The organism is Pseudomonas sp. E1BtOHC1 (genome assembly GCF_058744285.1).
Genome location: NZ_CP196023.1, coordinates 4,098,479 through 4,111,901 on the forward strand (window position 1 = coordinate 4,098,479; position 13,423 = coordinate 4,111,901).

Genomic DNA, 13,423 nt, shown 5'->3' on the forward strand with positions numbered 1-13,423 from the left:
CCTGCCACCCATTATTCAAGGGGCAACAGGAGTTCCGACAAGCGCTGCATCAGTTGCCTGACTTGAGCTACCAGTGCCGGGTTCAGGGTGTTTTCCAGTAATTGGCACTCAAGTTCGGCGCAGGCCCTGGCCAGCGCCCCGGCCTGCACCGCGCCCATGGCCCCGGCAATACTGTGCAGACGCTCTGCCGCAGCCTTGCTGGAGCCGGTCTCCAGGGCCTTGGCCAGTCGTTGCAGGTCATCGTGCATGGTGCTGAGAAATAGCGGCCGCATCCGCTCCGAGACCTGAATACTGTCTGCTACGGGGCGGGGCGGCGCTGGCCGGTTTTCGGTCTGCAACGCAGGTCCGGCGGCAGGCGAGGCGCTTTTGCCGGGCACCTGGCAGAGTTTCGACAATTGCCCCCGCAGGGTCTGCAGGCTCATGGGCTTGACGATCCAGGTGTTCATGCCGGCAGCCAGGCAGCGGCGGCCTTCTTCGCGCAGGGCATTGGCGGTGACGCCGATGATCGGCAGTTCCGGCTCGCGCAGACGCAGCTCCCTGGCCAGGTCGTAGCCGTTCATGACCGGCATGTTGACGTCGGTCAAGGCGATGTCGAACCGCTGCGGCTGCCACTGCTCCAGGGCCTGTTCACCATTGGCCGCCAAGGTTACCTGGCAACCCAGGGCCTCCAGTTGCTCCTTGATGATGGCCTGGTTGATGGGGTTGTCTTCGGCCACCAGGATGTTCAGGTTCAAGTGTTGCAAGGGACCGGGCTCGCGCCGTGCCAGGTGCAGTGGCTGTCCCTGGCGGGCCAGCGCCGCGGCCTGGGCGATGGCACGGATGTCGTGGGCGTCGACCTCCCATTGCGCCGGCTGCAGGTTGCTGTTCCAGCGACCGCTGGAACTGGCGCTGACACAGGGGCCGGGCCAGGGTGCCTGGGTGTCCCGGGGCAGCATGTCGATCAGCACGTTGCTTTGGGGCTTGTCATCCCGGTTGAGGGGCAGCGGATAGGCCTGGACCCCAAGGCGGTTGAGCCAGTCGCACGTGCTTTTCATCAGTTCCGGCACCGGTGCGCGCACATAGACTGGCGGCCCTTCGGGCAGTGGCTCGGCTCCCGACAAGGTCCCTGGCAGGCGTTGCAGGGTCAGGCGCAGGGAAAAGCTGCTGCCCAGCCCCGGTTCGCTGATGACCTGCATCTGCCCGTCCATCATCTCGCTCAGGCGTTGGCAGATCGCCAGACCCAGCCCGGCGCCGGCTTCACTGGAGGCGTCGCGGACCTGATAGAAGGGGTCGAACAACTGGGGTTGCTGCAATGACGAGATGCCAATGCCGGTATCGGTGACTTGCCACTCTATGCTCGCCTGGCGCGCATCCTGTTCCAGCACCCGCACGCGCAGCACCACCCGGCCGCAGTCGGTGAACTTGATCGCGTTGCTCAGCAGGTTGTTGAGAATCTGCCGGATGCGGGTGGCGTCCCCGAGCATCAGGTCCGGCAGGCTCGGGTCGATGCAGGCATAGAGCAGCAGCCCGCGGCGTTCGGCAAAGGCTGCGTAGGTGTGCAAGGCATCCTCCACCATGTCCAGGGGGCAGAACTCCACCGGGTCGATGCTCATTTGCCCGGATTCGATCTTGGAGACGTCGAGAACGTCGCTGATCAGCTGGAACAAGGTGCTGGAGGAGCGCTGGATGGTCTGCAGGTAATCGCTCTGGCGCGGGTCCAGTTGGGTCAGGCCCAGCAGTTCCAGGGTGCCGAGCACGCCATAGAGCGGGGTGCGGATCTCGTGGCTCATGGTGGCCAGGAACAGGGTCTTGGCTTCGTTGGCCGCGTCCGCTGAGCGTCTGGCCTGTTCCAGCACCTGGGCGTCCTCGACATGCTGGGTGACGTCATTGAAGGTGCAGAGCAGCACGTCCTGGCCCTGGTAGCGGGTCGAGACCAGGCCGACCTGCAAATGGCGCCCATCGACATCGAGGTAGGTTTCGCCGTTGTCGCTCAAGCCCTGTTCCCGCTGCAGCAGGGCCAGCAGTTTTGTCGTGCCTTGCCATTGTTCGGCCTGGCGATTTTCCAGCAGCACCTTGAAGTCTTCACGACGCACCACGCACAGGCCGGTGGGCGCGGTGTCGAGCACCACCCGGCTGAAGGCTTCACTCTCGGCAATACTCTGGTGCGCCAGTTGCGCCGGCGTTACGACCTTGTCGCGATACCAGCGACTGGCGGCCCAGCCGCTGAAGAGGGCGCCCAGGGCCAGGGTCAGCAGGCCGATCAGGGTCCACAGGGCGTAGCCGAAATAGCTCTTGTAGCTGATGGTGTAGATCCCGGTCCAGAGTGCCGGGGTGTGGCTCGTCACCTTGAAGATCATCCCCTGCCAGCCGAAGTTGAGACCCTCGTGCAGGGCGTCGGCAGAGGCATGGGAGCCGGTAAGGATGCTGCCGGAGGGCTCGATCAGGGTGAAGTCGTCATAGATCGACCAGTCCATGAGGCGCTCGATGTTATTGACTTCGTCCAGGTTCAGCAGCGAGGCCACCACCATCCAGTTGTTCGCGCCCTGGATGTGCAACTGTTGCGGGCCAAGGTGCAGGTTGATGTAGGCCAGCAGCTTGGGGGAAACCTGCATCGAGGCCGGGAGGTGGTATTTCTCCCAGTAGACCTGATTGTCCGGGAAGCCGTTGTTCTTTACTGCCAGGTGCCGCAGGACCCTTTCCACCACACTGTTGTAGGGCCTGTTGCTGCTCCAGGGGTTGCCCCGTGCATGCCGCGCTGCGGGTACGCTGATGTCGAAGTTGCCGAAGGTATTGAACAGGAAAGTACGTGGCGCGTGATAGTGCGAAGTGGACCAGAAGGCGCTGTAGAACGTCGACAGGTGCAGGCCCAGGGCGAACACCTTGGGCAGCTCGCTGGCGGCCAGTTGCTGGTGATTGAAGTTCAGGCTGAAGGGAATCGAATAGGGGGCTTGCTGCCCTTCGTAGGCGGTTTTGCCTTCACTGGGCAAGGGCTGCTGCAGGTACAGGGCGGATGGTTCGTCAGCCAGCAGCGCTTCTATGGACTGGCGGCTGGCCAGGCGTCGGAGGAACAGCTCCTGCTCCTGAATGTTTTCCATAAGCCGGGCGAAATGAAACCTCACTGTGCTGTTCTGTTCATCGATCAGGCGTTGGGCGGCCCAGTAGAGGGTAGCGAACAGCAGCAGCGCCAGACCCGCGAGAATCAACAGACCCTTGTTCAACCGGATCGAGCTTCGAGTGAGATTCTCCAGGAAGGTGTCGCTGTATTTCATCACTGAATTCCCAAATGCATATAAGGGCCTTGATTCCGAGATTCCTCTCTCTGAAGCAAGGCCGTCAGCGATGAGTGAAGGTTGCGTGGGTGAGCAATGGGCTCATCGGCTAGTACAGGGTCGCCGGACCATCTTGGGCCAGCAGTTGTTGAAACTGTTGCGAGGACACGGCGTGGGAAATCAGAAAGCCCTGCACCTGGGTGCAGTCGATTTTTCGCAACAGGGCCAGTTCCTGTGCGCTTTCCACGCCCTCGGCGACCACCGTCAGGCCCAGTTGACGACCCAGCGCAATGATACTGGTCAGGGCCTGGGCGATTTCCTCATTGTTGTGGCAGCCCTGGACCAGGGCTCGATCGATCTTCAGCTCGGTGAAGGGCGTCGACACCAGATTCATGTAGGAGCTGTAGCCCTTGCCGAAATCGTCCTGGGACAAGCCGAAACCCTTGATGCGCAGGCGGCAGGCACCGGCGTAGAAGTTGCTGATGTGTTCTGGAGTGGAGCACTCCATCAGCTCGAAACAGATCTTGCCGGGTATGCCTTGGCGCTGGATCACGAACTCATGCAGACGATCCGCCAGGTCGGCGCTGTTGAGCAGGTGGGTTGGCAGATTGATCGATACCGGGATGTCATAGCCGTCTTCGCGCCAGTGCACCTGGGCTTCCAGGGCCTGCTCCAGGATCAGCCACAACAGTTCCTCTTCGAGTCCTGCGGCGGTGAGCTCCGGTAGAAAGTCGCAGGGCAACAGCATGCCGTGTTGCGGGTGCATCCAGCGCACCAGGGCTTCGGCGGCGACGATCCGGCCGTTATTGAGGGATTTTTTGGGCTGGAACCAGGCTTGAATCTGCGAATTGCGCAGGGCGTGTTGCAGGGTCTCGCTGCTGCGCTCGACCCAGATCGCCGGTGGCGGCTCGCTGCTGGCCAGCCCCGGCAACTGCGCAGTGAGGCTACGCAACGCTGCCAGGTTCACCGGTTTGGATATCAGTCCTATGACCCGCAGGCCCAGGTTGCGGGCCACCAGGCTGGCGCCCATCAGCATGCGCCGGGAAGAGGCACTCATGATTGCCAGGGCCGGGCGCACGCGGTGCGTGGCCAGGCCCTGGATGAATTGCACACCGTCCATGCCAGGCATCAGCAGATCCGTCAGTACCAGGTCGAAATGCCGTTGCTTGAGGCGCTCGAGAGCCTCGGAACCGTTGCTCGCGACCTCCAGCTGGTAAGGCCCCAGCTCGTTGAACAAGTGTTGCAGGTACATGTACTGAAACGGCTGATCTTCGACGATCAAAATGCTACAGGACTTCATGAGGGGCTCTTTCATAGGGCGCCAGATAGTTGAACAACGCTCTTAATGCAAAGGGCTTGACCAGGCAGTGGTTCATCCCGGCTGCAAGACAGAGCTCTTCTTCTCCGCGCATTGCATTGGCCGTCGCCCCGATGATCGGGATCGAACAGCCTTGACGTCGAAGCTCCTTGGCCAATTCATAGCCGTTGAGCTTCGGCATGTTCACATCGGTCAACACCACGTCGAAGTGTCCGGTTCTCCAGATGGACAGGGCCTCTTCTCCGTTCGAGGCCAGTTCCACGCTGCAGCCCAGCTCCTCCAACTGGTCCTTGAGGATCAACTGGTTGATCACGTTGTCTTCGGCCACCAGCACATGCAGGCTGAGTTTTTTCAGTTCGCGGCTGTCGGAGTGTTCCTCGCTCTGTGCCACCCAGACGCCCTGGGCCTGGCTCACCGCCTGGTGGATCGCCCGCAGGTTGTTGGTGTTGACCTGCCAACTGCCGCCACGGATCCGTGGTTCGTTGTGGCCGTCGCCACTGGTGAGCACCAGGGGGCCTTGCCAGTCGGGCTCCAGGCGATGCTCCACGATCCCTGGGTGCAGCTCGATCAGCACGTTGCCCCGGCTGCGATCGGACTGAGTGGGCAGGCTGAACTGGGCCCGGGCGCCCCAGCGCCGCAACCAGCCGGCCACGGATTCCGCCAGTTCGCGTACCGGGGACACCACATAGATCATTTCTGGCAGCAACGGGCTGATCAGGGGTGCGCTGGACAGCATGGAACAGGCTTCCAGGGGCAGGGTCAGGGTAAAGCTGCTGCCCAGTCCGAGTTCGCTGACCATGCGGATGTTGCCGTTCATCAATTGTGTCAGGCGCTGGCAGATCGGCAGGCCCAGGCCCGTGCCGGCGATGACATTGGTGTTGCCCTCGGTCTGGTAGAAGGGCTCGAAGATCAGCGTCTGGTCGTCCTGGGCGATGCCGCGTCCGGTGTCGGATACCTGCCAGAGGATGTTGCTGCGTTCGCCGTCACGACTGTCCACCCGGACTCGCAGGACGATGCGGCCCGAGTCGGTGAACTTGACCGCGTTGTTCAGCAGGTTGCTGAGGATCTGGCGGATCCGCGTGACATCGCCAAGGAGCACTTCCGGCAACTGCGGGTCCACGCAGGCATAGAACTGCAGACCCTTGGCGTGGGCGGCAGCGGCGTAGCCCTGGATGATCTCGTGCACCAGGTCCAGGGAAGAGAATTCGCTGAGTTCCAGGGCCAGCTGCCCGGCCTCGATCTTGGACACATCCAGCACGTCGCATATCAGTTGCAGCAGAGTGCCGGAGGAGCCTTCGATGGCCCGCAGGTAGTCCTTCTGCTGGTTGTCCAGATGGGTCCGGGAGAGCAGCTCGAGGGTGCCGAGCACGCCGTACAGCGGTGTGCGGATTTCGTGGCTCATGGTGGCCAGAAACAGGGTCTTGGCTTCGTTGGCGGTATCGGCCAGGCGCTTGGCTTCTTCCAGTGCCGCTTCGATCTGCTTGCGTGCGCTGATATCGCTGAAGGCGCAGAACAGCACGTCTTCGCCGTTGTAGCGGGTCGGTGCCGAGCTGAGGTAGAGATGGCGACCATCGGCGGTTTCAAAGTAATCCGAACTATTGGGCCGGTTGGGATCGAAGGCCTGCTCGATCCACCCGGCACACAGTTGATCGCGCTCGGTGCCGTTGCCCAGCCATTGCTGGGACAGGGTGTTCTCCAGCACCACCCGGCCATCGCTGCGGCGCAGTACGCACAGGGCTACCGGGGCGATCTGGATCACGTCGCGGCTGAAGGCTTCGCTTTCGATCAGGGCCTGGATCCGGTCCAGCGCCGGAGCGATCAGGCGGACTTCGACCCAGTGGGTCAAGAAGCTGATCAGGGCCATGCCGAACAGGCTGATGAGCAAGGCCACAAGCAATTGCGGCCAAAGACTCTTGAGCAGATTGTGCAAGTCGAAGGAATACACCAGTTGCCAATCCGATGACCCCAGTTGCTTGCGGATCACCAGGTGGTCAGGCCACCAGCGGCCACCGAGAAAACCGAAGAAACTGTCGCCCTTGACCTGCTGCACGTCCTCGCTCAGTTGTGCGCTGGGGGTGCTGCTGAAAATCAGCCCGCCCTGGGAATTGAACATCATGAAATCCCCGGCGCTCTGGTCGCTGAGGGCGGCGGAGACACTCTTGCCATCCATCTCCAGGCCCAGCCAGCCAGAGTTGGCGAAGCGTTCGTCAAGGCGAGTGAAAATGTACAACTGGGCAGCACTTGAGGAGTGGTCCATCAGCCACAATTCTTCACCCGGCGGCACTTCGGAAAACTTCAGAGTGGCCAGTTTGGCCAGCAGCGGTCCGGGCAGATAGGCGCCTTCAGGCTGAGTGCTGAACAGGCGTTGCACCTGAGGTTGCTCGCCGCCGTGGACATAGAGCAGATTCAGCTGTTTGTTTCTCAGATAGTCGCGCATGCGCTGGGTGAGCCAGACCCCCCATTGGTTTTCCCCCGGGGTCCCCAGTTGCAAGTGGATTTCCTCAGCCGAGTCTGCACTGGGCGCATAGATTTCGTTCTGCCGGGATTTGTGTACGGCGGACAGGCTCAGACTTTCCAGCAGGGCTTCGCGGCTGGTGAAGAATGTCTGGGCTTCGGCAATGGCACTGCTCATATAGCTGCGCCGTTGTGACAGTTCGTTGCTGATGCTTGAGCGCAAGAAGTTGTAAACGGCGCCCAGCAGGCCGATCAAAAAAATCAGCGCCACGACACGAAGCAGCCGACGGGCTGCTTCAGGACTGGAAAAAAGGGGATTGATCTGATGCAGGTAGCTTTTTAATCTCATGCGCCAACTGTAATTGGGGGGCATGCCAAGCAGGGATCAGACAATTCTTAAATAACTGGGTACAAAGTAGTTTTATGGTGTTTATCGGGAACTTAGTTGTTTGTCTGAAATAGCAACTTTTCTCTGAACCATTTTCCTACGATTAGTTTTTTGCAACTTTTCCTGAGGTTGAAAATTTCTTATTCCGTTATAGCGGTATCAAACCATCTCCAGGCGCTGTTTACGCCGAGGCGGAGTAAACACTTGATCCAGGGCTTGCAGGTCCTGGGGTTCCAGTTGCAGTTCGCCGGCCTGGGCGTTGAGACGCAGGTGCGCCGGGCGCACTGCCTTGGGAATCACCAGCACCTGGTCCTGTCGCAGCAACCAGGCCAGGGCCACCTGGGCTGACGTGACACCGTGGTTCCGGGCAATTTGCTGCAATACCGGTTCGGCCAGCAAGGCGCCGCCCTGACCGATCGGGCAATAGGCCATAAGCGGCATCCGTTGCTGCTGGCAGGCGGGTAACAAATCGAACTCGATACCCCGCGATTCCAGGTTGTACAGCACCTGATTGGTGGCGCAGACCGGCGAATCAAGCTCCTCCAGGTCGGCCACGTCGAAGTTGGAGACCCCCCAGCGGCGAATCTTGCCGGCTTCCCGCAGCCGCTCGAAGGCCTCGATGGTTTCCGCCAGCGGATATTGGCCGCGCCAGTGCAACAGGTACAGGTCGATGACCTCGGTACCCAGGCGTTGCAGACTGCGTTCGCAGGCCAGTGGCAGGCCTTTGCGACTGGCATTGTGGGGATACACCTTGCTCACCAGGAACACCTGATCACGGCGGCCGGCAATGGCCTGGCCGACCACTTCCTCGGCGCCGCCTTCGCCATACATTTCCGCGGTGTCGATCAGGCTCATGCCCAGGTCGATACCGGTACGCAGTGCCGCGATTTCCTGGTCCCGCTGCCGGCGATCCTCGCCCATCCGCCACGTGCCCTGGCCAATGACCGGAACCTGTGTGTCCGCGAGTTTCAGCGTGCGCATGGCTGCCTCCTGGTGTCTGTCACGCGTTGACTGTGCAGGCACAGGGAAACAAAGCCGCCGGCAACGGTCAAGGGCACGCCGATGTACTCGAACGCTGAAAATCAGCGAAGAGGGCAGAGATCTCATATTCTCAAAAGGAATAAAATACTAATTATTTATTCCTTTGAAGGCTTTGGCCAAAGGTGCATGTTTGTCACCAGCCGCTCAATTTCAGAGTCCGGTGCCAGCAGAGGATTTTTCAGCATGACCATTCAAGCGATCAACGTACGCAACCAGTTCAAAGGCGTGATCAAGGAGATCCACGAAGGCCAGGTGGTTTCGGAAATCGACGTGCAGACCGCTTCGGGCATCGTCACCTCGGTGATCACCACGCGCTCGGTGCGCGACCTGGAACTGAAGATCGGCAGTGAGGTGATCGCCTTCGTGAAATCCACCGAAGTGTCCATCGCCAAGCTCTGAGCCACGCACCTCGGACGTCGTCAACTCACAGGGGAGTGAAACATGCCGCACTCGCTGGATATCACCGCGTTACCTGTGCTCGACCTGAGCCAGCTGGAGGGTCACCCGGAGCAGCGCCAGGCCTTTCTCCAGAGCCTGCGCCAGGCGGCGCGGGATGTCGGGTTCTTCTACCTCACCGGGCACGGCATCGACAGTGGCCTGCTGCGTCGGGTGCAGGATCAGGCCCGGGCCTTCTTTGCCTTGCCCGACGCCGACAAGGCGGCGGTGGGCATGATCCATTCAGCGCATTTTCGCGGCTATAACCGAGCGGCCTCGGAGATCACCCGGGGCCAGCCGGACCTGCGCGAGCAGTTCGACCTGGGGGCCGAGCGCCAGGCCTTGCCCCTGGACCCGCAAAGCCCGCCCTGGGCCCGTTTGCAAGGGCCCAACCAGTGGCCGGCACAGTTGCCGCAGCTCAAGCCCCTGTTGCTGGAATGGCAGCAGGCAATGACCCGCATGTCCCTGCGCCTGCTGCGAGGTTTTGCCCAGGCCCTGTCATTGCCGGAGCACGCCTTCGATCCCTTGTACGGCGAACGGCCCAACGAACACATCAAGCTGATCCGCTATCCCGGCCACGCCCCGGGGCAAAGCAACCAGGGCGTGGGCGCCCACAAGGACTCCGGATTCCTCAGCTTTCTGCTGCAGGACCAGCAGGCCGGTCTGCAGGTGGAAGTGCAAGAGGGCCGCTGGATCGACGCGCTCCCCAGGGACAACACCCTGGTGGTGAACATCGGCGAGCTGCTGGAGCTGGCCACCCATGGCTACCTGCGGGCCACGGTGCATCGGGTACTTTCGCCACCGGCGGATCGCGATCGCTTGTCCATTGCCTTTTTCCTCGGTGCCCAACTCGACGCCCGAGTGCCGCTGTACCCCTTGCCCGCAGCGCTGTTGCAGGAAGCCCGGGGCCCGGCCAGCGATCCGGACAATCCATTGTTTCGTGAGGTGGGCTGGAACTACCTCAAGGGGCGCCTGCGCTCCCACCCCGACGTCGCCCAGCGCTTCTACCCCGATGCCCTGGTACCCAAGGCCCTGAGTGCCTGACCCCCGATTCGCCGACCCAAGGACATCACCATGTTGAAGAAGAACCTGTTTGCCCTGGCGCTGCTGACCGGCCTGGGTCAGCTCTTGCCGGCCGTTGCCGCGCAGCCGTTGCGGGTCGCGGCAGACCCGGTGCCCCACGCGCAGATCCTCGCGTATGTGCAGAAACTCGACCCGCAGCTGGCGTTGCAGATCATCGAGATTCCCAACGGCGTGAACTCCAATGAGTTGCTGGCCCACGGCGACGTGGACGCCAACTACTTCCAGCACCTGCCTTATCTCAAGTCTCAGGAACAGGCCCTGGGCCAGCCGTTCGCGGTGGCCGCCAGCGTGCACATCGAACCCCTGGGCATCTACTCCCGGCGGCACAAGAGCTTCGATCAGGTGCCTCAGGGCGGCACAGTGGCGGTGCCCAACAATGTCACCAACCTCAGCCGCGCCCTGTACCTGTTGCAGAGCTACCAACTGATCCGCCTCAAGCCCGGCTTCAGCGATCCGGCTCGTGACCAGGCCACCCCCAAGGACATCGCCGACAACCCCAGGCAACTGAAGATCCTGGAAATCGAATCGCCGCAGATTCCCCGGGCCCTGGAAGATGTCGACCTGGCGGTCATCAACGGCAATTACGCCCTGGAAGCCGGCCTGGTGCCGGCCAAGGATGCCCTGGGGCTGGAGAAGGCCGAGCACAATCCCTACGCCAATATCCTGGTGACCACCCCCCAGCTGCAGGACGACCCGCGCATCCGTCAGTTGGCCAAAGACCTGCGTTCTCCTGAAGTGGCCCAATACATAACCGAGACCTACTCGGGCTCGGTGCTCCCGGTTGCGGATCGCCAGCCATGATCCAGGTGGAGCAGGTCAGCAAGGTCTATGGCGAGGGCCAGCCACCGGCCCTGGATCGGGTATCACTGACGGTTCCTGATGGCGCGGTCTACGGCATTCTCGGCCGCAGCGGCGCCGGCAAGTCGACCCTGCTGCGCTGCCTGAACCTGCTGGAGCGCCCCAGCAGCGGGCGCATCCTGATCGATGGCCAGGACCTCGGCACGCTGTCCGAAGGCCAGTTGCGCAGGCAGCGCCAGGGCATCGGCATGATCTTCCAGGGTTTCAACCTGCTGCATTCACGCACGGTGCAGGACAACGTCGCAGTGCCCCTGGAAATCGCCGGCCTGGGCAGGCCGCAACGTCAGGCCCGGGTCCGGGAACTGCTGGATCTGGTGGGGTTGAGCGACAAGGCCCAGGCCTTTCCCTCCCAACTGTCCGGCGGCCAGAAGCAGCGGGTAGGGATTGCCCGAGCCCTGGCCGTCGGCCCCCGTTATCTGCTGTCGGATGAAGCCACCAGCGCCCTGGACCCGGAAACCACCGCCTCGATCCTGCAACTGCTGGCGCGAATCAACCGCGAACTGGGGCTGACCATCGTGCTGATCACCCACGAGCTGGAAGTGGTCAAATCCATCTGCAGCCATGCCGCTTCCCTGGCCCAGGGACGCTTGCTGGAGTGCGGTCCGATTGCCCAGTTGCTCGCGGACCCGCAATCGGCCCTGGGCCGCGCCTTGCTGCCGGGCTACAACCTGCCGTTCAACGGCAACCAGCCCGAGGCCGAGCTGACGTTCTTCGACAACCAGCGGGCCGCGCCGCTGCTTGCGCAACTGAGTCGCCAGCAGGCGTTGGAACTCAAGGTGCTGGCCGGCGGTGTCGAGTCGGTGGGCGGCCGGCGGGTAGGGCGCCTGCGCATCGCAGCCGCCGGTGCCGACGTCGGCAAATTCCAGCAACTGCTGACGGCCCTGGCCCAGCGAGGCATCCGGAGTGAACGCCTGTGAACCGCAGTATTGATTGGCAGGAACTGGCGCAACTGCTGATAAACGCCACTGGCGAAACCCTGTACATGGTGCTCCTGGCCTCTTTGTTCACGGTGTTGATCGGCCTGCCTCTGGGCGTGCTGCTATTCGTCAGCCGCAAGGGCGGCCTGTCCCCCATGCCACGGATCAATCGCCTGCTGGGGGCCCTGGTCAACCTGGGGCGCTCCTTGCCCTTTGTGGTGCTGCTGATTGCCTTGATTCCCCTGACCCGGCTGGTGGTAGGCACCACCCTGGGCAGCACCGCAGCGGTGGTGCCCATCACCATCGGCGCCTTTCCATTTTTCGCGCGGATCGTCGAGAACGCGCTGGATGAAGTGGACAAGGGCCGGATCGAAGCGATCCTGGCCATGGGCGGGCATATCGGTCATGTGATCTTCAAGGCGCTGCTGCCGGAAGCCTTGCCGGCCCTGCTGGCGGGGCTGACCCTGACCCTGGTGATGCTGATCGGCTTCTCCTCCATGGCCGGGGTCATCGGCGGCGGAGGCCTGGGCGACCTGGCGATCCGCTACGGCTATCAGCGTTTCAACAACCAGATCATGGTGGCCACGGTGCTGGTCCTGGTGTTGCTGGTGCAGGGAGTACAGAGCTGCGGCGACAGGCTGGTACGCTCCCTGGCGCACCGCCGCTGAGTCCTCAAGTCACGGGCGGCCTGGGGCCGGGCAGTTGCTGCCAGCACTCGGCCAGCCAGTCGCTCAGGGCGCTGACCCGCTCCGGGACGAAGCGACTGTGCAGACGCAGCAGGTTCACCGGTAGCGCGGGCAATTGCCATTGCGGCAGCAACCGGCGCAATTCGCCCCGTTGCAACGCTTCGTCGAGCAACCAGTCCGGCCCGGCATGCAGGCCGGCCCCAGCCAGCAATGCGGCCCGTATGGCGCCGACGTTATTCAGATAGAAACTGCCATTGAGCTCGACGTTCTCCACCTGGCCCTGGCGGGTCAGTGTCAGTTGGCTCGGGCTGTGTTCGGTCATCCAGGAATAGATCAGCGCCCGATGGGCCGGCAGGTCCCCGGGATGTTGCGGCGTGCCGTGGGTCTGCAGGTAGCCGGGGCTGGCGTACAGTCCATGGGACAACGCTCCCAGGGGACGGGCCACCAGGGACGAAGCGGGCAGGTGGCCGACGCGCAATGCCAGGTCGATGCCCTCGGCCATCAGATCCAGGGCCCGGTCGCACAGCAGCAGATCGAGGACGATGTGCGGGTGGCGCTGCTGAAAGGCCGCCAGCCAGGTGGCTACATGGCGCTCCCCGAGGGCCACCGGGGCACTGACCCGCAGCCGCCCGGACAATGTCGTCTGCTGTTGATCGAGGCCGGCCAGCAGGGCATCCATTTCCTCGATCAGCGGCCGCATCTGCTCATAAGCCCGGGTGCCGACCGTGGTCAGGCTGATCTTGCGGGTACTGCGATTGAGCAATTGGCTGTTGAGACGCCGCTCCAGGGCGGTGAGCTGACGGCTGACGGAGGAGGGTTCCAGGTGCAGGTCCTCGGCGGCCAGCGTCAGGCTGCCACGCTCCACCACCCGGAAGAATATTCGCCAAGCGGCGTTGTCTTGATTTTTGCGCATGGCGCAATTTGCTTTTGATGTTGCGGACATGTCAATGCGTAAAGTGCAGCAATAGCATCGCAGTCCCTGTTATCCGGAATCC

General features: G+C 62.4%; 10 protein-coding genes. 5 read left to right on the forward strand and 5 right to left on the reverse strand.

Translation table 11 applies throughout. From position 1 onward, the window contains the following. Positions 1-11: 11 nt before the first annotated feature. The 4 genes from ACSSVC_RS18585 to ACSSVC_RS18600 all read right to left on the reverse strand — a co-directional run bounded on the left by ACSSVC_RS18585 (position 12) and on the right by ACSSVC_RS18600 (position 8,389). On the reverse strand, positions 12-3,248 hold the full coding sequence (locus tag ACSSVC_RS18585) for a hybrid sensor histidine kinase/response regulator (RefSeq protein ID WP_492611146.1): 3,237 nt from the start codon (positions 3,246-3,248) through the stop codon (positions 12-14). Positions 3,249-3,357: 109 nt separating this feature from the next. Further along, positions 3,358-4,548, reverse strand: a complete 1,191-nt coding sequence (gene pvrR, locus ACSSVC_RS18590; RefSeq protein WP_346632881.1) for a response regulator cyclic di-GMP phosphodiesterase PvrR — start codon at positions 4,546-4,548, stop codon at positions 3,358-3,360. Beyond that, a complete protein-coding gene (locus tag ACSSVC_RS18595) occupies positions 4,535-7,369 on the reverse strand; it encodes an ATP-binding protein (protein ID WP_346632882.1) in 2,835 nt (944 codons plus the stop codon). The genes pvrR and ACSSVC_RS18595 overlap by 14 nt, the downstream gene beginning before the upstream one ends. Positions 7,370-7,567: 198 nt before the next feature. Beyond that, positions 7,568-8,389, reverse strand: coding sequence for an aldo/keto reductase (locus tag ACSSVC_RS18600; protein ID WP_492611147.1), 822 nt, complete (start codon positions 8,387-8,389; stop codon positions 7,568-7,570). Positions 8,390-8,632: 243 nt separating this feature from the next. On the opposite strand from ACSSVC_RS18600, the gene ACSSVC_RS18605 reads away from it, so the two are divergent. Genes ACSSVC_RS18605 through ACSSVC_RS18625 form a run of 5 tightly spaced genes read left to right on the forward strand, consistent with a single transcriptional unit; the run spans position 8,633 to position 12,410 of the window. Beyond that, positions 8,633-8,848, forward strand: coding sequence for a TOBE domain-containing protein (locus ACSSVC_RS18605; RefSeq protein WP_102865121.1), 216 nt, complete (start codon positions 8,633-8,635; stop codon positions 8,846-8,848). Between the two features lie 42 nt (positions 8,849-8,890). Further along, on the forward strand, positions 8,891-9,928 hold the full coding sequence (locus ACSSVC_RS18610) for an isopenicillin N synthase family dioxygenase (RefSeq protein WP_346632884.1): 1,038 nt from the start codon (positions 8,891-8,893) through the stop codon (positions 9,926-9,928). 30 nt (positions 9,929-9,958) lie between these two features. Further along, the gene (locus ACSSVC_RS18615) at positions 9,959-10,768 is read left to right on the forward strand and encodes a MetQ/NlpA family ABC transporter substrate-binding protein (protein WP_346632885.1); all 810 of its coding nucleotides are present in this window, start codon (positions 9,959-9,961) and stop codon (positions 10,766-10,768) included. Further along, complete coding sequence (locus ACSSVC_RS18620; protein ID WP_492611148.1) at positions 10,765-11,742, forward strand: methionine ABC transporter ATP-binding protein; 978 nt, start codon at positions 10,765-10,767, stop codon at positions 11,740-11,742. The genes ACSSVC_RS18615 and ACSSVC_RS18620 overlap by 4 nt, the downstream gene beginning before the upstream one ends. Continuing rightward, a complete protein-coding gene (locus tag ACSSVC_RS18625; protein ID WP_346632887.1) occupies positions 11,739-12,410 on the forward strand; it encodes a methionine ABC transporter permease in 672 nt (223 codons plus the stop codon). The genes ACSSVC_RS18620 and ACSSVC_RS18625 overlap by 4 nt, the downstream gene beginning before the upstream one ends. Before the next feature lie 4 nt (positions 12,411-12,414). On the opposite strand, the gene ACSSVC_RS18630 is transcribed toward ACSSVC_RS18625, so the two are convergent. Beyond that, positions 12,415-13,341 carry a LysR family transcriptional regulator gene (locus ACSSVC_RS18630; protein ID WP_346632888.1) on the reverse strand — a complete coding sequence of 309 codons (927 nt, stop codon included), beginning with the start codon at positions 13,339-13,341 and terminating at the stop codon, positions 12,415-12,417. Positions 13,342-13,423: the final 82 nt, after the last annotated feature.